The sequence below is a fragment of the Micromonospora sp. HUAS YX12 genome, from assembly GCF_040215685.1.
GTDB classification, from domain to species: domain Bacteria; phylum Actinomycetota; class Actinomycetes; order Mycobacteriales; family Micromonosporaceae; genus Micromonospora; species Micromonospora tulbaghiae.
This window is the reverse complement of record NZ_CP157974.1, coordinates 4648819-4668432: the sequence shown is the minus strand read 5'-3', so window position 1 is coordinate 4668432 and position 19614 is coordinate 4648819. Positions and strand designations below refer to the sequence as shown.

Annotated in this window: 14 protein-coding genes and 1 pseudogene; 6 read left to right on the top strand and 9 right to left on the bottom strand. The window is 75.5% G+C overall.

The window, feature by feature from the left end:
* Window positions 1–23: 23 nt before the first annotated feature.
* Window positions 24–1103: pseudogene (locus tag ABIH81_RS22230) on the bottom strand (transposase); the annotation flags it as partial.
* Between ABIH81_RS22230 and tnpA the strand changes: the two are divergent.
* Entirely contained in the window at window positions 1084–1518 is a 435-nt protein-coding gene (tnpA, locus tag ABIH81_RS22225; RefSeq protein WP_349876507.1) for an IS200/IS605 family transposase, read from the top strand. The pseudogene ABIH81_RS22230 and the gene tnpA sit on opposite strands and share 20 nt — an antisense overlap.
* 93 nt (window positions 1519–1611) lie before the next feature.
* Here the strand turns inward: tnpA and ABIH81_RS22220 are convergent, their stop codons facing one another.
* From ABIH81_RS22220 to ABIH81_RS22190, 7 genes are all read right to left on the bottom strand, one after another.
* Window positions 1612–3678 carry an SWIM zinc finger family protein gene (locus ABIH81_RS22220; RefSeq protein ID WP_349876822.1) on the bottom strand — a complete coding sequence of 689 codons (2067 nt, stop codon included), beginning with the start codon at window positions 3676–3678 and terminating at the stop codon, window positions 1612–1614.
* 9 nt (window positions 3679–3687) lie between these two features.
* Entirely contained in the window at window positions 3688–4800 is a 1113-nt protein-coding gene (locus ABIH81_RS22215) for a VWA domain-containing protein (RefSeq protein ID WP_349876821.1), read from the bottom strand.
* Window positions 4797–7121, bottom strand: coding sequence for a DUF5682 family protein (locus ABIH81_RS22210; RefSeq protein WP_349876820.1), 2325 nt, complete (start codon window positions 7119–7121; stop codon window positions 4797–4799). The genes ABIH81_RS22215 and ABIH81_RS22210 overlap by 4 nt, the downstream gene beginning before the upstream one ends.
* The gene (locus ABIH81_RS22205; RefSeq protein ID WP_349876819.1) at window positions 7118–8221 is read right to left on the bottom strand and encodes an AAA family ATPase; all 1104 of its coding nucleotides are present in this window, start codon (window positions 8219–8221) and stop codon (window positions 7118–7120) included. Before ABIH81_RS22205 ends, ABIH81_RS22210 begins: the two co-directional genes overlap by 4 nt.
* Window positions 8218–11877, bottom strand: coding sequence for a DUF4132 domain-containing protein (locus ABIH81_RS22200; RefSeq protein WP_349876818.1), 3660 nt, complete (start codon window positions 11875–11877; stop codon window positions 8218–8220). Before ABIH81_RS22200 ends, ABIH81_RS22205 begins: the two co-directional genes overlap by 4 nt.
* A gap of 75 nt (window positions 11878–11952) precedes the next feature.
* Window positions 11953–14250 carry an FtsX-like permease family protein gene (locus ABIH81_RS22195; RefSeq protein WP_349876817.1) on the bottom strand — a complete coding sequence of 766 codons (2298 nt, stop codon included), beginning with the start codon at window positions 14248–14250 and terminating at the stop codon, window positions 11953–11955.
* A complete protein-coding gene (locus ABIH81_RS22190) occupies window positions 14247–14921 on the bottom strand; it encodes an ABC transporter ATP-binding protein (protein WP_349876816.1) in 675 nt (224 codons plus the stop codon). The genes ABIH81_RS22195 and ABIH81_RS22190 overlap by 4 nt, the downstream gene beginning before the upstream one ends.
* A 181-nt stretch (window positions 14922–15102) precedes the next feature.
* Here ABIH81_RS22190 and ABIH81_RS22185 point away from each other — a divergent pair, with 181 nt between their 5' ends.
* Both ABIH81_RS22185 and ABIH81_RS22180 read left to right on the top strand, forming a co-directional pair.
* Window positions 15103–16365 (top strand): histidine kinase, encoded by a 1263-nt coding sequence (locus ABIH81_RS22185; protein WP_349876815.1) that lies wholly within the window; start codon window positions 15103–15105, stop codon window positions 16363–16365.
* A complete protein-coding gene (locus ABIH81_RS22180) occupies window positions 16362–17030 on the top strand; it encodes a response regulator transcription factor (protein WP_349876814.1) in 669 nt (222 codons plus the stop codon). Before ABIH81_RS22185 ends, ABIH81_RS22180 begins: the two co-directional genes overlap by 4 nt.
* A gap of 25 nt (window positions 17031–17055) precedes the next feature.
* Here the strand turns inward: ABIH81_RS22180 and ABIH81_RS22175 are convergent, their stop codons facing one another.
* Window positions 17056–17259: a hypothetical protein gene (locus tag ABIH81_RS22175; RefSeq protein WP_349876813.1), complete on the bottom strand. Its 204-nt coding sequence runs from the start codon at window positions 17257–17259 to the stop codon at window positions 17056–17058.
* A 102-nt stretch (window positions 17260–17361) separates the two neighbouring features.
* Between ABIH81_RS22175 and ABIH81_RS22170 the strand changes: the two genes are divergently transcribed.
* The 3 genes from ABIH81_RS22170 to ABIH81_RS22160 all read left to right on the top strand — a co-directional run bounded on the left by ABIH81_RS22170 (window position 17362) and on the right by ABIH81_RS22160 (window position 19536).
* A complete protein-coding gene (locus ABIH81_RS22170) occupies window positions 17362–18093 on the top strand; it encodes a histidine phosphatase family protein (protein ID WP_349876812.1) in 732 nt (243 codons plus the stop codon).
* Entirely contained in the window at window positions 18077–18940 is an 864-nt protein-coding gene (locus ABIH81_RS22165) for an NAD(P)H-hydrate dehydratase (protein ID WP_349876811.1), read from the top strand. Before ABIH81_RS22170 ends, ABIH81_RS22165 begins: the two co-directional genes overlap by 17 nt.
* Before the next feature lie 95 nt (window positions 18941–19035).
* Entirely contained in the window at window positions 19036–19536 is a 501-nt protein-coding gene (locus tag ABIH81_RS22160; RefSeq protein ID WP_349876810.1) for a hemerythrin domain-containing protein, read from the top strand.
* Window positions 19537–19614 lie beyond the last annotated feature (78 nt).

Below are 19614 nucleotides of genomic sequence, written 5' to 3'. Positions count from 1 at the left end.
TGGGCTGCTCCGCAGGGGCAGTCCCACGCTCGGATGTCCAGGGCCATCTTGTCGTTGATGCGTCCACACTTCGAGCACATGCGGGTGGACGGGAAGAACCGGTCCACCCGGCCGAAGGTGCGCCCGTGCCGGGCGGCCTTGTACTGCAGCATGGCGATGAAACTGGCCCACCCGGCGTCGTGGACGCTCTTGGCCAACCGGGTCCTGCCGAGACCGGTCACGCACAGGTCTTCGACGTACACCGCTTGGTTGTCGCGGATGATCTGCGTCGAGAGCTTGTGCTGCCAGTCCCGGCGGGTGTCGACCACCTGCGCGTGAGCACGGGCGACCTTGACAACGGCCTTCCTGTGGTTGGCCGAGCCCTTCTGCTTGCGGGAAAGGGCCTGTTGCAGCCGCTTGAGCCTGCGGGCCGCGCGGCGCAGGAACTTTGGTGCGGCCACCTTCGTACCGTCCGAGAGTACGGCGAAGTGTGTCAGGCCCAGGTCGATACCCACCTGCGAGTCCAGCTCGGGCAGCGGCTCGACGGTGGTCTGCACGACGAACGAGGCGAAGTACCGCCCGGCCGCGTCCTTGATGATCGCCACGCTGGACGGGGCCGAGGGCAGCGTCCGTGACCAGCGGACCGCGAGGTCGCCGACCTTCGGCAGCCGCAGGCGGCCGTTGTCGAGAACCTTGAACCGGGAGTTCTTCGTGAACCGGATGGCCTGCCGGTTGTCCTTGCGCGACCGAAACCGCGGCGGCGCGACCGTGCGTCCCTTGCGCTTGCCCGAGATCGAGGCGAAGAAGTTACGGTAGGCCGTGTTCAGATCCGCGAGTGCCTGCTGCAGCACCACGGCCGAGACTTCACCCAGCCACGCCCGCTCCGGGGTCGCCTTCGCCTCGGTGATCAGACGGCGGGACAACTCGGCGTCCGAGACGTACGGCAAGCCTTGTTTCCGTGCCTGCTGACGCAGGCGCAGCCCGTCGTTGAACACCACCCGCGCGCACCCGAACGCCCGAGCCAGCTCGATCTGCTGGCCGGGCGTCGGGTAGACGCGGAACTGGTAACGAAGCTGCACAACAAGCACCGTATCAACTTGGTCTATGGCTGAAGCTTCAGGCATCCGTACTGGCAGGCACTGCGTTTTCGCGATGCATGTCTACTTGGTCCTCGTGACGAAGTTTCGGCATAAGGTGTTCGCCGGCCGGCACCTGACCCGGATTGAGGCGATCATGCGATATGTCTGCGCCGACTTCGAGGCCGAGCTGGTGCAGTTCAACGGCGAGAACAACCACGTCCACCTGCTCGTGAACTTCCCGCCGAAGGTGGCGGTGACCCGGCTGGTCAACAGCCTCAAGGGCGTGTCCTCGCGTCGCCTGCGGCAGGAGTTCCCCGACCTGGTGCACCACTACTACCGGGCCAACAAGCTCTGGTCGGGCTCGTACTTCGCGGGCTCCGTCGCCGGCGCACCACTGAGCCTCGTGAAGCAGTACATGGACCAGCAGAACCGTCCCGGTCAAGGCACTGCTCAGGCCTAACGGGCCTCCCAGCGCGGGCCCTCACCCCCGGCCAAAAGGCCGGAGCACTGGCCCACATTCCGGTAGCGAGCCTTCCCGGCCGTGGGGACCGGCTCACCGGGACTCCGCCGTGACCGACAGCCGGATCCAGGCGTCGACCCAGGCCCGTACCGCCGGTTCGCCGGGGTCGGCGCCGAGCGCACCGGCCAGTCCGGACAGGGCCGCGCCGCAGCGGTCCAGGCCGGCTCCGCCGAGCCCGGCCGCCGTCGCGCGCAACCGGTCGGGGAAGCCGGCCGGCAGGTGCCGCAGGCCGGTGTGCGCGGCCTGGGCGAGCAGCGCCGACGCCGTACCCAGCGCGGCCGCGACCGGGTCGGGCCGGGCGTCGACCGCGCCGGCCAGCCGCCCGTCGCCCGCGCCGGGCGCCAGATCCGGTACGACCACCGCGTCGGCGACCACCGCCAGCGGCTCGACGACGAGTCCGTCGGCGCCGCGGCGCACCGTCCCGCTGACGTAGCGCGGCCGCCCGTGTGTGCCGTCGAGCGCCGCCGCGAGCGCGTCGAGCGCGCCCGGTGCGGCGGCGTGGTGGGTCGCGGTGACAGTCGCCGTGCCGCCGTCGGCCCCGGTCACGGTGGCGTCGAGGCGCTGCTCACCGGCCGCGTACCCGATGGCGCGCACCTCGCCGAGCGCGAGGACCCGCACCGACTCGGCCGCGGTGCGGGGACGCAGCAGCCGGGGTGGCCGCCCGGCCAGCTCGGCGGCGAGCGCGTCCGGGTCACCGGTGAGCAGGCCGGGCGGCAGCTCGGACCACGACCCGGTGCCGGGGGTGACTGTGGTGCGGGCCAGCCGGCCGGCGGCGAACCGGAGCCGGTGCGCGGCGCTGCGCACCGCCGACTCGGAGACCACGTTGCCGGTGGCGAGCGCGCCGAGCGTGGTACCGGTGACCCGCCGCCCCGCGAGTTCGTGCCCGGTGGGCGGGCCGTCGCCGGTGACGGGGTAGGCGCGGCGCAGCACCAGCACCGAGACGGCCGCCGGGTGGGCGAGCACCACGTCCACGCCCACCTCGCCGCCGCCCTCCCGGACCCGGACGCCGAGGCCGGTCAGGCGTACCCGCCGCAGCGGCGTCTCCGCCGGCTCGTGGGTGCCCAGCACCCGCTCCGGCGGCGTGGCACCGGAGTTGGCCACCGCGCGCCGCCGCGCGGGCAGCTCGGCGAGCAGGCCGGCGAACGTCTCCGGCCGGTACCGGGCGCCGCGCGCGGCGTACGCCTCCAGTTGCCCGGCCAGGTCGTCCACCGCCAGCAGCGGCCAGCGCAGACCGGCCGCGTCGAGGTCGCGCCGGGCCGCCGCGAGCCGGGCGGCCACACCGGAACCCAGGTGCGCGGCCCCGGTCAGCAGCACGTCGGCGGCCAGCGCCACCGCCGCGTCCAGCGCCGGATGGTCCGTCGCGCTGGCCGCGCCGCCGACGCGGACCTGCGCCTCGGAGCGGTCCGGCTGCTCCCGGTCGGCCGTCCGGCACGCCCACACCGCGAGGGCGATCGCCTCGCCCCCGTCGTCGGCCGCGTCGCCGCGCGCGTACCCGATCTGGCGGGGCACCAGGAAGCGGACCGTACCGGTGGGCAGTTCCACGCGCGGGACCGGGTCGGCGGCGTCCGGCCGGTGGACCACCGCGGTGTAGCCGCGCCGCCGGCGCCGCTGCGCGGCGGCGAGCGCGGGCGCGTCGATCGCGGCGGCCAGTTCGGCGTCGGTGACGTCCCCCGGCGACCACCGCCACGGCTCGCCACCGCCCAGGGCGTCCTCCCGGCCGGACACGCCGGCGTCCCGGTCCGGTGCGGTGTCGTGGTCCGGCACGGCATGCCGGTCCGGCGCCGCGGGCTGGGCCGGCGCGGCCGCGTGGCTCGGCGTGGTGGCGGCGTGCGCGCGCTGGTAGGTCAGCACGACGGCGAGCAGGTGCCGGCACACGCCCGGCGCCGGGCAGGAGCAGCAGGCGGCCGCCAGCCCGCCGCCCGGCGGGAGCGTGACAGTCACCCCGTCCGGGTACGCGGCGCGCACCGCTCCGTCGGCGTCCTCGGTGAGCGTGGGCCGCTCGCCGGCGTCGACCTCCTTGGAGGCGCGTTTCACCAGGCCCCTGTTGCTCAGCGCGGCGAGCACGTCCGGGGTGAGCGCGATCAGGTCGTCGCGGGTCATGCGGTCCCCCTACCGGCCCACGTGCTCGGCCACGAACGCGGCCAGCTCGCCCGGTGTCATCGCGCCGACCGCGGCGCCCACGTCGGCCAGCCGCTGGGCGGTGGCCCGGTCGTACGCCGGGTCGGCCTCCTCGTCCAGCGCAGCGAGGGCCAGCACGTGCGTGCCCTGCTCCACGAGTTGCTTCACCGACCGGACCAGACGACCGGCGTCCCCGCCCTCGTAGAAGTCGGACACAAGCGCGACGATGGCCCGGCGCGGGTTCTCCACGAGCTGCGCGCCGTACGCGACCGCGCGGGCGATGTCGGTGCCGCCGCCGAGCTGCACCTTCATCAGCAGCTCCACCGGGTCGTCCACGTCGGAGGTCAGGTCGACCACCTCGGTGTCGAAGGCGACCAGGTGGGTCCGTACGCCGGGCAGCCCCCACAGGCAGGCGGCGGTCACCGCGGCGTGGATCACCGAGCCGAGCATCGAACCGGACTGGTCCACCAGCAGGATCACCTGCCAGCGGTCGAGGTGGCGGCGGGTGCGGGAGAAGAAGTGCGGCTGCCGTACGTGCAGCCGGCGCTCGTCCGGCCGCCAGTGCGCCAGGTTCGCCCGGATGGTGCGCCGTACGTCGAAGTTGCGGGCCTGCCGGAACCGGCTGGGGCGGCGCGCCCGGGGCCCGGAGAACGACTGCCGGACGTCGGCGGCCAGCCGCTCGACCAGTTGCCGCACCACCGCCTCGACCAGCTTGCGGGCCAGCCGCAGCACCTGCGGGTCCATCAGGTGCTTGGTGCGCAGCACCGCGCGCAGCAGCGCCGGATTCGGCTCGACCCGGGCCAGCACCGCCGGGTCGGTGACGACCTCGTGGATGCCGTACCGCTCGACGGCGTCGCGTTCCAGCCGCTGCACCGTCTCCTTCGGGAACAGCCGGGTGATCCCGTCCAGCCAGTCCACTGTCGTCAAGGCGGACGGGCCGGACCCGCCCCGCCGCACGTCGCGGCGGCCGAGTTCGGCGTCGCGGCCGTAGAGCCAGTCCAGCGCCGCGTCCCGGCCGGCCGCCTCGGCCGACAGGCCGCCCAGGCTGTCCTGCGCGGCGTCGCCGAGCACCAGCCGCCAGCGTTCCCGCATCGGGTCGGTCACGTCCCGTCCCCCTCCCACAGCCCTTCCCGGGTCAGCACCGCGTCGACCCTCTCCTCCACCGCGCGGGCGGCGGCCACCAGCAGCGGGTCGGCGTCCAGCCGCAGCAGGTCACCGGGCGGCGCGTCGCCGCCGTGCAGCGCCTGCACGTGCCGGGCCACCGCCGCCCGTTCCCGGGGCGGGAACCAGCCGAACGCCTGCCGCAACGCCGGCAGCGCCACCAGGAAGTCGTGCGCGCCCATCGAGGCGAGCAGTTCGTCCACCACTGTGAGCAGCGCCGCGTCGCCGCTGGCCACCTCCTCCCGGGCCAGCGCGAACAGCCCGCCCAGCCAGTCGCCGAGCGTGTCCGGCGCGGCCACGGCCCGGACCGCGCGGGCGGCGTCCGGCACGTCGCCCAGCGACCAGGCCAGGCCCAGCGCCGCGCCGCGCAGGTCCGGCGGGGCCGCCGCGTCGGCCGCCACCCGCCCGGCCACGGCCAGCGCGTCGGCCGGGTCGAGGCCCAGCGCCGGGCCGGCGTGGCGGACCGCGTCCCGGACCGCGACGAGCGCGGTCAGCCGGCCCGGGTCGGCGGGCGCGGCCGCCGCGCGTACGCCCTCGACGAGCCAGAGCGCGCGGCGTACGGCGGCGATGATCAGCGCGCCCAGCGGGGCGGTTCCGGCGCTGCCGAGGAGCCGGTCGTGCCGCCACAGGGCCAGTGCCACGGCCAGCGCCCGGCCCAGCGCCCGCAGGTCGGTGACCCCGCCGGCGGCGCGGGCGATCGCGGTGAGCGTGCGAGCAGAGTGCTCGGGCAGCCCGGCCAGCGCGGTGTCGAACAGCGTCGTGGCGAGCGCGTCCACGTCCGCGCCGATCAGCGTCACCCGCTCCTCGATCCGGGCGGTGACCGCGTCCAGGACCGTCGGGCCGTACCCGCCGGCCTCGATCACCCGGGCGAGCCGGTCCGCCGACGGCGCGGGCGACCAGCGTTCGGTGAGCAGCGCGTCCGCGCCCACCCGCGGGCCGCTCTCGCGGGTGTGGCCGGGTACGTCGAGCAGCCGCAGCCGGTGCAGCAGACGGCTGCGGGCGAGGTCGTCCGCGTCGGTCAGGTCCAGCTCGACCGTCGCGTGTCCGTCGATGCGGTGCCGTTCCAGCTCGGCGTCGACGTCGTGCACGAGCGGCGGGAGCGGCGTGTCCGGGTGCAGGCGGCCCACCCGGTCGCCGCTGAGCGCGGCCACCATCTCCACCACCACCGGGTGGGCGCCGGGTGCCAGCGTGCCCCGGGTCGCCCACGGCAGCGGCTGGTCGAGCGCGTCGGTGACCAGCGCGGAGACCAGCCCGTCGAGCACGTCGACCCGGCCCGGGTGGGCGTGGCCGCGCAGCCGGGCCAGGCCGCCGGCCATGCTCCGGGCGGCGATCAGGTCGGCGGTGGAGACGGGCTGCCGCCGGGTACGCAGCCGGGCCGCCACCGCCTCGGTGAGCGCCTCGGCTGCCCGGCTCGGGCCGTCCTCCCAGACCCGCTGGTAGTACGCCGGTGAGGGCATGCCGGACTGGTAGCCGACGAACGCGTCGAGGCGCCGGAACGAGTACGGCACGAGGTAGCTACCCGCCACCGCGCCGGACGCCGGGGCGGGCACCTCCGGCCAGTCGTCCTCCTCCGGGCCGCCGCTGTCCGGGCCGGTGCCGTCCGGACCCGCGGTCAGCCGGACCAGGGCGGGACGGTGGAAGCCACCGGTCACCACCAGCACCGGGCGGCCGGCGGCCCGGCGCCGGGCGGCGCGTACCCAGCGGGCCATGTACGCCTCCCGGGCGGTGTCGTCCTCCCCGGCCGCCGACTCGCCGCGCAGCACGTCGAAGTACGTATCGAGCCGCTCGGCCAGCCCGTCGTCCGGGCCGATCTCGAACAGGTGGTCCCAGAGCGCGTCCACGTTGTCCACGGCGAGCGTGGCGCAGAGCCGGCGGACCGCCTCGGCGTACCGCTGGTCGGCGTCGGCGTACCGGTTGGCGCGGTCGCTGAGCGCGGGATGCCACGCGGGCAGGTCGATGAAGCGCAGCTGCGCGCCTGCCTCCCGCCCGGCGGTCAGCGCCACCCACTCCGGCGAGTACGCGCAGAACGGGCTCCAGGAGGCGTACCGCCGCGTGCCGTCGCGGTGCGCGGTGAACACGGCGATCGGCAGCTCGTGGTCGAGCAGCAGCTCGTCCATCCGCCCGTTCAGGTCGGCCGGCCCCTCCACCAGCACGTACGCCGGTCGCAGCCGCGCCACGGTGGCCGCGACCAGCCGGGCGCAGGCCGGACTGTGGTGCCGGACGCCGAGGAACGTGACGCCGCCGGGCGCCTCGGTGGCGCTCACCCGGGCAGCAGGTGCCGGGCGTCGTGCACCGCCCGCCACTGCGCGCCGGAGCGGCGGGACACCTGCTGTTCCAGGTAGCGCCGCAGCCGGGCCAGGTCCTCCGCGTCGTCCTTCGCGGCGGTGCCGGCCAGGCAGGCGACCAGGTCGGCGGCGTCGCCGGGTTCGCCGCGCAGGAACCAGCCCCGCAGCCCGACCGCGTGCGCCACCGACACCGCCTCCGCGGTGCTCATCACCGCCGACAGCCGCTCCATCGCGTCGCCGCGTTCGGTGATCCCGGTCCGCAGCTCCCGGAACGTGGTGACCAGCACCTCCAGCAGGTCGCGGCGGGGCGGCGCGGTCACACCGGAGCGGCGCAGCAACTCGCCCGCCTCCGCCTCCACCAGTTCCAGCTCGGTGCCGAGGTCGGGGATCGGGAACACGGTCTCGAAGTTGAACCGCCGCTTGAGCGCGGCGCTCATCTCGTTGACGCCCCGGTCCCGGGTGTTCGCGGTGGCGATCACGTTGAACCCCTCGCGGGCGAACACCATGGCGTCGGCGCCCGGCAGCTCCGGAATGGCGAGCACCCGGTCCGACAGCGGGGAGAGCAGGCAGTCCTGCACCTCCAGCGGGCAGCGGGTGATCTCCTCGAAGCGGACCACCCGCCCCTCGGCCATGCCGCGCAGCAGCGGCGCCGGCACCAGCGCGCGCGGCGACGGGCCGTCCGCGACCAGCAGCGCGTAGTTCCACGAGTAGCGGATCTGGTCCTCGGTGGTGGCCGCGCCGCCCTGGATGGTCAGCGTCGAGTCGCCGCTGACCGCGGCGGCGAGCAGCTCCGACAGCAGCGACTTGGCGGTGCCCGGCTCGCCGACGAGCATCAGCCCGCGGCTGGTCGCCAGCGCCACCAGCGCCCGGTCGATCAGCGACGGGTCGCCGACGAACTTGCGCCGGATCCCCGCGGCCGGGTCGCCGAGGATGAACCGGCGCGCGGCGCGCAGGCTCAGCCGCCAGCCAGGCGGGCGCGGATCACCGTCGGCGGCGGCCAGCGCGGCCAGCTCGTCGGCGTACCGGACCTCGGCCGGGGGCCGCTGGGCCCGCTCGGCGGTCGGGTCGAGCGTGGTCACCGGGTCACCTCCGCCAGGTCGCGCAGCACCTCGGAGACGGTGACGTCGTCCAGGTCGCCGAGGCGGACCTTGCCGCCGCGCGGGAACCAGTCGCCGTGCGGTACGTCGTTCACCCAGATCGCCTCGATCTTCTGGTCGGGGAACATGTCCACCACGCCGACCGCGATGCCGGGGTCCAGGTCGATCACCACGGCCCGGTCGCCGGGGACGTCGCGTTCCAGCCAGCTCTGGATGCCGGCGTCCTGCGGCATGCCGCGCCGCCAGCCCCGCCGTTCCAGGCTGAGCAGCCGCCCGGCCGGGACCGTGACGCCCATGTGGCGGTGCAGCAGCGCCTCGCCGCGCTCGGCCGCGTCCAGCCGGTACACCTCGCGGCCGAGCTGCGGGAAGGGCTGGAGGATCTCGTAGTCGGCGAAGACCTCCGCCCACGCCGGCACCGCCGCGCCGAGGTGCAACGGGTGGGCGATGGTGACCGTCGCGTCGTCGGGCAGCGCGTACGTCTCGTCGTCGACGTCGGCGAGCGTGCGATCCTCGGCCACCCGGAACGCGGTGCCCACCGTCCCCGCCTCGTCCACAGTGGCCCAGACCAGCCGGCGGACGACGTGCCAGAGCAGCGGGTGGGACAGGAAGTAGCGGCGGAAGTCCGCGGCCGGCCAGCGCCGCCCGGTCACCATGGCCGCCTCGAAGCGGCGGATCTGGTCGGCGGCGAGCGTGCGCACGTCCTTCTTCAGGCCGGCGAAGCGCTTGTGCGCGGCGGGCGCCAGCGTGGCGTCGTCCCGGGCGCCGGGCTTGGGCAGATCCTTGCGTCGGGCGCCGGTGCCGTCCACCACGTACGGCTTGAGCTGCTCGTCGAAGCCGACGGTGAACCGGCGCGGCCCGTAGTCGAGGACCAGGCTGCCGTCGGCGTCCAGGCCGAGGTCGGGCACCAGCCGGTCGCCGAGCTGCTCGGGCGTCAGGCCCAGCCCGTCGGCGACCTCGGTGACCTTGCGCGCCGCCTGCTCCCGCAGGCCCCGGAACTTCACCTTCTGCGAGATGCCGTAGAGGTGCATCAGCGCCACGTCGGTGCCGATCTGCGCCAGCACCTCCAGGCCGGTCACCGCCCGCGTGTGCTGGCTCTCGCCGGGCCAGGCCCGGACCAGCGGCGCGAGCCGCCGCGCGGCCGAGTCGTCGCCGAGCAGGCCCAGCGCGGTGAAGGCCCAGCCGTCCTTCGACGGCGCGCCGGCGCTCTGCCAGCTCTCGAACAGCGCCCAGGCGAACTCCGCCAGGGAGTCGGTGTCGCACGCCGCGCGGACGACCTCCACCCCCGGGTACGGCTCGCCGGGCGAGGAGATGGCGAGCATCGTGCAGAGGTGACGTACCGCGTCGGCGGGCAGCGCCGCCGAGCGGTCCCGCAGCAGCACCTGCGGTAGCACCGCCGGGTCCAGCCAGGCCGGCAGGCTCGGCATCCGGGCCGGGAGCTGGACCAGCGGGTCGGCGTCGAGCATCGCCGTGGCTGCGGCGAGCGCCTCGTCGCCGTTCTCCCGCGCCACGCCCAGGAGTACCTCGCGGTGCTCCACGGCGACCAGGCGCAGCGCCCGTTCGGCGGCCCGGCGGGGCGGGCCGGGCGTGCCCAGGGCGGCCGGCAGCAGCGCCCGCGTGGCGTACTCCGGGTGCCGCCGCAGCCAGGCCCGGGCGGTCGGGCGGACCGTCTTGAGCCGGTCGAGCCAGTCGGCCATCAGGTCGGCGACCTCACCGTCGGCGTACGGCAGCAGCACCTCGCCGACGCCCTTCGGCGCGGTACGGGCCAGGTGCAGGGCGGTGGGCAGCGCGTCCAGCCCGTACCGGCCGGCGAGGCGCACCATCCACCGGTCGGCGCCCCAGGACTCGCCGGGCCGCCAGGACGGCAGCAGCGGCCGGGCCAGCTCCTCGGTGGCCCGGACGAAGAAGTGGATCGCCGCATACGACGCGGCCCGCCCTTCGGCGACCTCGGTGGCGAGCACGGCGAGGTCGTCACCCCGCCAGTAGCCGGCCCAGCCGGGCACGATCGCGGCCCACCGCTCCCGCTCCCCCGGCAGCCAGGCCATGGCGGACCCGGCGGGGCGGGCCAGCCCGTCCACCACCGGCGGGGTGGGCCGTGGGCGCCGGACCGACCAGGGCGGGGACACCAGCACCGGCGGCAGCCGGTCCGGCGCGGCGACCGGCAGCGCGGACGCGTCGTCGCGGATCCGCTCGATCCGCTCCCGCTGCGCCGGGCCCAGCGCCGGCAGCGCCGCCTCGACGGCCGCCGGGTTGGCCAGCACGTGCGCGCGCAGCAACGTCGCGGCCTCCCGCGCCGCCGGGCTGCGCCCCTCGGCGGCGGCGGACAGCAGGCGCACACCGCGCACCGGGAAGCGGCGCAGCATCTCCGTCACCGCGGGCGGGACGTACCTGCGGTCCAGCCGGTCGAGCAGCGCCGTCATCGGCTCGTCGCCGGGCAGCGCCGCCAGCAGCGACACCAGCCGCTGCCGCCCGTCCGCGCCGGTGTGCTCGTGGTCGAACCACCCGGCCAGCACCGGCGCGATCGGCGGCCCGACCGCCGCGGTGGCGGTGACGACCGGCGCCTGGTCGTACATCAGCCGGTAGACCGCCAGGTGCCCGTCGAGGGCGTGGATCGCGTCCACGTCGTCAACCGCGCAAAGCAGCAACTCGGCGAGCAGCGGGCCCCCGTCGCGCGCCACGTCGGCGACGTCCTGGGCCACCCAGTCCCGCTCGGTGGGCAGCAGGAACGAGGTGACCGCCCGCGCCGCCAGCGCCCCGGACCGGTACGGGACCAGCGCGGCGCGGACGGCGGCGTGGTCGGCGTCACCGGCCGCCGCGAGGTGCGCGCGAACCCGGCGCAGCACGGACTGGCGCAGACGCCAGTGGCCGTAGTTGTGTGACTTCTCCGCCTCGGTGCGGTTCAGCAGCGCCGGGGACGCCGGCCCGGTGGCCGCCACGGTGATCTGCTCCGTCACTGCGACAGCCGCGCCGGCCGGGCCGAGATCGGCGACCAGCAGGTCGGCGAGGGCCACCCCCTGCTGGTCGCGGCCGTGATAGCCGAGCGCCACCGCCACTGCCGCCACCAGCGCGGCCCCGCCCAGCGGACCGGGCTCGCCGTCGAGGTAGCCGCGCAGCGCCGGGCCCAGCTCCGGATCATCCCTGGCCTGCGCGGTGGCGGCCACCGGGGCGGCCACCGAGTCCAGCACCTTCCGCCCGGCGGCCCGGCCCTTCGCGGCGCTCGGCAGGGCCGGGCCCGGCGTACCGCCCCGGCGCGGGACCAGCATCCGCCGCCAGCCGGCCGGAACCTCGAACGCGTCCTCGTCCGGCAGTTCGTCAGTCGACGCCACAGCGGTGACCGGCGCGGCTCCGGCCGGATCGGCGTCGGCCCCGTCCGGGCCGTGGCCCGGCGCGACCGGCTCGGCGGCGGGCGCTCCGGTGTGCCCGGCGGAAGGCGCGACCGACGTCTCGGCGTACCCCTTGCGCAGTTTCTCCGCGATCAGCCGGTCGGCGTGCGCGGCGGCCTCGGCCGGCGAACCCAGTTCCTTGACCTGGGTGCGGCCCTGCGCGCCGATGGATCCATAGCGGACCGTCACCGTCGCGTCGCGCTGCCCGACCTCCCAGAACTTGGCCGAGCTGCCGCCCACGAACTCGAATCTGCGCACACCGTCTCCTTGATCGCCCGCAGTGTGCCGGGACCATAACCGGCCCCGCCGACACCCGTGGAGCCGCCGGGGGCGCTACTCGCTCCGCAGGGCCGTCGCGGTCCGGGTCCGGGCCGCCCACCCGGCCGGCAGCAGCGCTCCGAGCAGGGCCGTCAGCGGTCCGCCCAGCGCCAGTGCCGTCAGGAGGAGCGGTCCGTACACGTCGAGCAGACTCGCCGGCAGGTGCAGTCCGCCGCCGGCGGCCATCATGGGGACGACGAGCCGGTGCATCGCCACACCCGCGGGTACGCCGAGCAGCCCGCCGACCAGGCCGACCCCGGCGACGGACGCGACCACCATCGCGATCGTCTGGCCCGGCGTCATGCCGAGCGCCTTGTGCACGCCGAGGTCGTGGACCCGGTCGCGCAGGTCGAGGACGAGCATGTTGAGCACACCCAGCGCGGCCACCGCGAGGAGCAGCAGGGTCAGCGTGGCGGTCAGCCCCTCCACGACCAGCAGGAGCGGGTCGGTCTCCCCGCCGCTCGGCCGCGCCGTGAGGCCCCGGCCGGCGAGTGCGCCGGTCAGCGCCCGCGCGTAGGCGTCGGCGTCGGTGTCCGGGGCGAGCGCGACGCGGTACTCGGACGGGTTCCGGCCGGTGGGCGTGGCGGTGCCGGTGAACACCGCCATGACGGACTCGAACACCTCGCCGACGATGCGCAGGCGTAGGGGCGTGCCCTCGATCCGGACCGTGACGGTGTCACCGATCCGGGCTCCGGTCGCGGTCAGCAGGGGTCCGCCGGCGACGGCCTCGCCGGGTGCGGTGAACCAGCGTCCGGACACCATCTCGAAGCCGTCCCACGCCGCGTCGCCGCTGATCGTCGTGACGGAGACCGGATCGGCGACGCCCGCGACGGCGCCCGGTGCCTGCGTGAGGCCGTACCTGGCGCGGGTGCCCGGCTGCGCGTCGATCGCCGCCAGCACCGCGGCAGGAGCGGCTGTGGGAGCGGCGGCCGGTCCGGCGGCCGGGTCGCCGTTCACCGTGACGTCCGCGACGTCCTGGGTAAGCGCGGTCTGGATGCGCAGCAGCGACGCGGCGAGCCCGGTCGCGAACGTCACCGCCGCCGCGCCGGTCGCGACCGCCAGCAGGATCGCGACCGTGCGCGCCGGCCGGGCGAACGGGCGGCCCAGGCCGAGGCCCACCGGCCTGGACACCGGCAACCGTGCCGCCAGGCGCGACGCCCACCGGCCCCGGGCCGGACCGGACGCCCGTCCGACCGCGATCGCGTCCACGGTGCGCAGCCGGCCCGCCCTCAGCGCGGCGGCCCACGCGGTCAGCGTCACCACCGCCAGCACCCCGCCGGTGGCCAGGACTGTCACCCACCAGGCGATGGTGGCGTTCGCCGAGCCGTAGACCTGCTCGGTCTCGGCCAGTACCGGCAGCGCGACGAGGTTCCCGGTGACCGCTCCGGCGACGGCGCCGACGGCGGCCGGAACCAGCGTCTGCGCGACGAACGCGCGGACGACGCCGGCGGGGGTGCAGCCGAGCGCCTTGAGGATGCCGATCCGGCGGGTGGCGGCACCGACCGTCCCGGCGACCACAGTGCCGACCACCAGCAGCGCCATCACGATGCCGAGCAGCGCGAACGCGACGAGGAACGGCACGAAGACGGCCGCGTCCTCGACTGCCTGCTGCCGGACGTCGAGCCAGGATCGGGCGCCGGTGACCGCGCCGGCGGGCAGCGTGGCGACCACGGCGTCCCGGCCGGTCCCGACCTCCGTCGCGGTGCGCGCGTCCGCGAACCGGTACAGCATCTGGTACCCGTCCGCCGTGTCCGGCCCGTCGAGTACGCCGACGGCGGACGGCAGCACCCAGGCCCCGGCGGTGCCGCTGATCGACCGGGCCGTACCGACCACTGTGAACTCGGAGCCGCCGGGTGTGGTCAGGCGGGAGCCGGGCGGCACGCGGACGGCGCCGCCGCTGAGCACGATCTCGTCCGGACCGGCCGGCCACCGCCCGCCGGCCAGCTCGATGCGGTCGACGGGGCCGCCGGGGTCGGCGCGGACGACGACTGTCAGCGGCGGTGTCCGCATCCCGCCGCGCTCCGTGAAGGCGACCACCAGCACCCGGTACGGGCCGGCGGCGGCCACCACGCCCGGCGCCGAGGCCGACGCGACGAGCTGTGGTTCCGTCACCGCGCCGGAGTCCGCCCGCACGGTCAGGTGCGCTCCCCGCTGGGCGGCGAACGCGTCGTCGAAGGGCGCCTGCGACGCAACGAGCAGCCCGGCGCCGAGCACCGTGGCGGTCACGGCGGCCGCGGTGACCAGACCGACGACGACTGTCTGCACCCGGCGGCGACGTACGCCGGACCGGACGACCCGGCGCAGCCCGCTCACCGTGGCACCTCGACCCGGCCGTCGCGCAGGCGGATCGTACGGCCGGCGGACGCCTCGGCCAGTCGCAGGTCGTGGGTGACGAGCACGATCGTCTGGCCGCTGCGGTGCAGGTCGTCGAGCAGGCGCCGGACGTCCTCCCCGGAGGCGGTGTCCAGCGCGCCGGTCGGCTCGTCGGCCAGCAGGAGCGCGGGCCGGTTGACCAGGGCCCGGGCGACGGCGACACGCTGGCGCTCACCGCCGGAGAGGCGTCCCGGGTACGCGTGCGCGTGCCGGGCGATGCCGAGCGAGTCCAGCAGGGAGGCCGCGTGTGCGCGCGACGCGCGGGCCGGCGCGCCGGCGAGTTGTGCGGGCAGCAGTACGTTGTCCAGCACGGTCAGGTCGTCGAGCAGGTTGAAGAACTGGAAGACCAGGCCCACGTGTGCGCGCCGGAACCGGGCCGACGCGGCCTCGCCGAGCTTCTCCAGCCGGGTGCCCGCGACGGTCACCGTGCCGGCGTCCGGCCGGTCCAGCGCGGCGAGCAGGTTGAGCAGCGTGGACTTTCCGCTGCCGGACGGGCCGAGCACTGCCACGCACTCGCCGGGCCGGACGGTCAGCGACACGTCGTGCAGCGCGGGCGGCCCCTCGCCGTAGCGGCGGGTCACCCCGTATACGTCGATCACCGGATCGGTCATGTGTCGCCCCTTGTCAGCGGTCGATTGGACGCCGTGACGTTAGGGGCAGGCCGGAGGTCCGGGCATCGGCCCGGCGACGCACCGCCGTACCGCCGGAGGTGGATCTTCGTCCGGGGTCATCCCTGTGATGTAGTCGCAGTGCATACCGGGGCCGATGCCCCGGCGGGCGCCGGCGGCGAGAATGTGGCTCGTGAGAGGCATCGTGGCGACGGGACCGCTGCCGAGGCCGGGCTGGCGGGCGCTGCTGCTCGACGCGGCGCTGGCGGGTGTGCTCGGGCTGGTGTGCTTCCAGGTCGCCACCGACGACGTCGGCGTCCCGCCCCCGCCGTTGCCGCCGCCGCTGCCGCTGCCGCCGTCGGCGGTCCCCCCGGAGGTGCAGCCGGCGCCGCCCGGGTCGACGCTCGGGGCGCTGCTGCTGGTCTTCGTCATGTGCGCGCCGCTGGTGCTGCGCCGCCGGTATCCCCTCGCGGTGCTCTGGGCGACGATGGCCGCCGCGTCACCGGTGCTGGTGACCGATGGGGACCGGCAGCCCGCCCTGTACTCGTGCGTGGTGCTGACCTGCCTCGTCGCCGTCTACAGCGCGGCGGCGCACAGCCCGTACCGGCTGCCGGTGCTGGCATCAGTCCCGGTGGTGGCGCTGCTCGCCCTGGGCCTGCGGGAGCTGATGCCGGTCACGGTGTCCGCGGATTATCTGCCGTTCGTCGTGCTGGCCCCGCTGGTGGCCGCCGCGGGCGGCCACCACGTGTGGCGGCGACGGGCAGGTGAGGACCGGCAGCGGCTCACCGCCGAGGCCCGCGCCCACGAGCGGGCGCTGCGCGACGCGGTCGCCGGTGAGCGGGCCCGCATCGCCCGCGAACTGCACGACGTCGTGACGCATCACGTCAGCGTGATGGTCATCCAGGCCGGCGCCGCCCGGACGGTGCTCGCCGCCGCACCGGACCAGGCGCGGGAGGCGCTGCTGGCGGTCGAGTCGACCGGGCGGTCCGCGCTCACCGAGCTGCGGCACGTCATGGGCCTGCTGGCCGATTCCGAACCGGGCGCCCCGGAGGACCCCCAGCCCGGCATCGACGACCTGCCGGAGCTGGTCGAACGCATGCGTGACGCCGGCGTGCCGGTACGGCTGACGATCTCGGGCGAGCGCCGGCCGGTCACCTCCGGTGTCGGGCTGACGGCCTACCGGGTGGTGCAGGAGGCGTTGACCAACATGGTCCGGCACGCGCCGGGTGCCGCCGGCACCGTCGTCGTCGAGTACGCGCCGGAGAGCCTGCGGATCGAGGTCGGCAACACCGAGCCCGGCGTCCCGGCCGCCGCACGCGCGACGGGCGGGCGCGGGCTGATCGGGCTGCGGGAGCGGCTCGCCGTCTACGGTGGGACGTTGCGCGCCGGCGCGCGGCCGGGCGCCGGTTATCACGTCGAGGCCCTGATCCCCTGGGAGGCGACATGACGGTACGAGTGGTGGTCGCCGACGACCAGGCGCTGGTCCGTACCGGGTTCCGCATGATCCTCACGGCCGGTGGGGTGGACGTGGTGGCCGAGGCGGCGACGGGCGCGGAGGCGGTGGAGGCGGTCCGCCGCACCAGGCCCGACGTGGTGCTCATGGACGTGCGCATGCCCGAGTTCGACGGCCTCGAGGCCACCCGCCGCATCCTCACCGGGGCGGTCGCGGCGCCGCGGATCATCATCCTCACCACGTTCGACCTGGACCAGTACGTCTACGCCGCGCTCGCCGCCGGGGCGAGCGGCTTCCTGCTCAAGGACGTGACGCCGGAACACCTGGTGGCGGCCGTACGCATGGTCCAGGACGGTGACGCGCTGCTCGCACCCGCGATCACCCGCCGGCTGGTGCGGCGCTTCGCCCGCCGTGACCCGCAGACGGCGGCGGTGCACCGCGATTTGGCCACGTTGACCCGGCGCGAGACGGAGGTCCTGCGCCTGCTGGCCGGCGGTCTGAGCAACGCCGAACTCGCGGACGCGCTGCACCTGTCCGAGGCGACGGTGAAGACCCACGTCGCCCGCATCCTCGCCAAACTCAGTCTGCGCGACCGGGTCCAGGCGGTGGTGGTCGCCTACGAGACGGGCCTCGTGAGTCCCGGTTCGCCGGAGGACTGACCGCCCGGCGGCGGCCGCCACGTGCTCAGGTGATCAGCAGCGCCCCGACGACGATCAGCGGCACCGAGACGAACAGGAAGATGCCGACGCCGGTGAGCACCCGCCCGCCGCCGCCGTCCTCCCGCTCGGGGGCCAGGCCGAACGTGGACCGGGCCGGCAGCATGCCGATGCGGCTCAGCGTCAGGTCACCGGTCATCCCGATCACGGCGCCGACGATCATGAACGCCACACGTCGTTGGAGATTCTGCCGCGTCGATGCAGGGCCGCGCAGCCCGGTGTGTCGCCGGTCCGGCACGGTTATCCCCGGTCGAGCCCGGGTACCGGGAGCCGCATGGCGGAGTTGGCATCGCTCTGGATCGTGCGGCACGGCGAGAGCACGGCGAACGTCGCGGCCACGGCAGCCGAGACGTCCGGCGCCGAGCTGATCGACCTCACCCACCGGGACGCGGACGTGCCGCTGTCGCCGACCGGCGAGGATCAGGCGCGGGCGACCGGGCGATGGCTGGCCGGGCTGCCGGAGTCGCAACGGCCGGACGTGGCGGTGGTGTCGCCGTACCTGCGGGCGGTCCGGACCGCCGAGCTGGCGCTCGACGGCACCGGGATCCCCCCGAGCGTCGACGAGCGGCTGCGCGACCGGGAGCTGGGCATCCTGGACGGGCTCACCGGCCAGGGCGTACGCCGGCGCCACCCGGAGGAGGCGCAGCGGCGTACCCGGCTCGGCAAGTTCTACTACCGGCCGCCCGGCGGCGAGTCCTGGACCGACGTGGCGCTGCGGCTGCGGGCGCTGCTGGGCGACCTGCGCCGCGACCACGACGGGGGCCGGGTGCTGCTGTTCGGCCACGACGCGCTGGTCTTCCTGCTGCGCTACCTGGTGGAGGGGCTCACCGAGGCGGAGCTGATGGCGCTGACCCGCGAGCACGTGATCGCCAACTGCTCGGTCACCGGCTGGCACGCCGACGACTCCGGCCGGCTCGTGCCGGACGTGTTCAACGACGTCGCCCACCTGCGCCGGCAGGGGGCGACACCCACCAGGGAGGACGAGGTCCATGCCGAGCCGGTCTGACGTGATCACCCCCGCGCTGCTGCGGGACTGGGCGCTGCCGGTGCCCACCGGCGGCAAGGAGGCGCGCGGCACCGTGCTGGTGGTCGGCGGCTCCCGGTTCACCCCCGGCGCGGTGCTGCTCGCCGGGGTGGCCGCGCTGCGTGCCGGGGCCGGCGTGCTCCAGCTCGCCGCGGCCGAGTCGACGGCCGCGTCGCTGAGCATCCAGGTACCCGAGGCGCTCGTGATCGGCCTGCCGGAGACCGACGACGGCGCGGTACGCGGCGACCCGGGCGACCTGCTCGGCGGGTTGGTCGCCGAGGCGGACGTGGTGGCCGTCGGCCCCGGCCTGAAGGACATCGACGCCACCGGGGAGCTGCTGCGCCTGGTCCTGGACGCGGCCGGGCGCGAGACCGCGCTGGTGCTCGACGCGTACGCGCTCGGCGCGCTCAGCCACGCGCCGGACCTGCTGGTCGGGTCCGGCCGCAAGGTGGTGCTCACGCCCAACCTGACCGAGGCACACCATCTGCTGGGCCGCGATCCGGGCGACGACCTGGACGCCGAGGCGGTGGAACTCGCCGGCCGGTACGACGCGGTCGTGTCGCTGTACGGGCACATCGCGACGCCGGACGGCCGGGCCTGGCGGGAGGAGAGCGGGGACGCCGGGCTGGGTACCTCGGGCAGCGGCGACGTGCGGGCCGGACTGCTCGCGGGCCTGCTCTCCCGGGGTGCCGACCCGGCGCAGGCGGCCTGCTGGGCGGCGTTCGCGCACGCGGTGAGCGGGCAGCGGCTGGTCCCCCGGTACGGGCGGATCGGCTTCCTCGCCCGGGAGCTGCTGGACGAGATCCCGTACACGATCGCCACCGTCTGACGATCCCGGTGCCGCTGATCGCGGCGGGCCCGGTCTGTTTGTCCTGGTGGGGTGCCGGGTAGGGGGGCACCGTCAGCCGACTTAGGAGGTAACCGGTGTCCACCGACGCGATCGTCCTGCTCAAGGAGGACCACAAGGAGATCCGCCGCCTGTTCAAGGCCTTCCAGGAGGCCGAGGAGGGGCCGGCGAGCAAGCGCGGGAAGATCGTCGAGCAGATCCTCGAAGCCCTGACGGTGCACACCTACCTGGAGAACGAGGTGATGTACCCGGAGGTCCGCAAGCTGGTGCCCGACGTCGAGGACGACGTCCTGGAGTCGTACGAGGAGCACCACGTCGCGGACGTGCTCTGCTTCGAGCTGTTCACCATGGACGCCGACGACGAGCGCTTCAACGCCAAGACGACGGTGCTGATCGAGAACGTGTTGCACCACGTCGAGGAGGAGGAGGAGGAGTGGTTCCCGAAGGTGCGCGAGGCGCTCGGCCGTAACCAGCTCCAGGAGATCGGCCAGCGGATGCTCGACCTGCGGCCGAAGGCGCCGAAGACGCCGGCCGCCCCGAAGGCGCTGAAGAAGTCCCTGGACGCCGTGGTCGCCTGACACCGGCCGCCCCGGAACGCGAGCGGGACCGCCCCTTCTCCGGGGCGGTCCCGCTCGCGTCGGTGTGGTCATGGTCGT

Bases quoted from the DNA above. Each gene is read 5' to 3' on its own strand.
- tnpA (WP_349876507.1), top strand. From the start codon at position 1,084: ATGGCTGAAGCTTCAGGCATCCGTACTGGCAGGCACTGCGTTTTCGCG.
- ABIH81_RS22220 (WP_349876822.1), bottom strand. From the start codon at position 3,678: ATGACCCGCGACGACCTGATCGCGCTCACCCCGGACGTGCTCGCCGCG.
- ABIH81_RS22190 (WP_349876816.1), bottom strand. From the start codon at position 14,921: ATGACCGATCCGGTGATCGACGTATACGGGGTGACCCGCCGCTACGGC.
- ABIH81_RS22185 (WP_349876815.1), top strand. From the start codon at position 15,103: ATGTGGCTCGTGAGAGGCATCGTGGCGACGGGACCGCTGCCGAGGCCG.
- ABIH81_RS22180 (WP_349876814.1), top strand. From the start codon at position 16,362: ATGACGGTACGAGTGGTGGTCGCCGACGACCAGGCGCTGGTCCGTACC.
- ABIH81_RS22170 (WP_349876812.1), top strand. From the start codon at position 17,362: ATGGCGGAGTTGGCATCGCTCTGGATCGTGCGGCACGGCGAGAGCACG.
- ABIH81_RS22165 (WP_349876811.1), top strand. From the start codon at position 18,077: ATGCCGAGCCGGTCTGACGTGATCACCCCCGCGCTGCTGCGGGACTGG.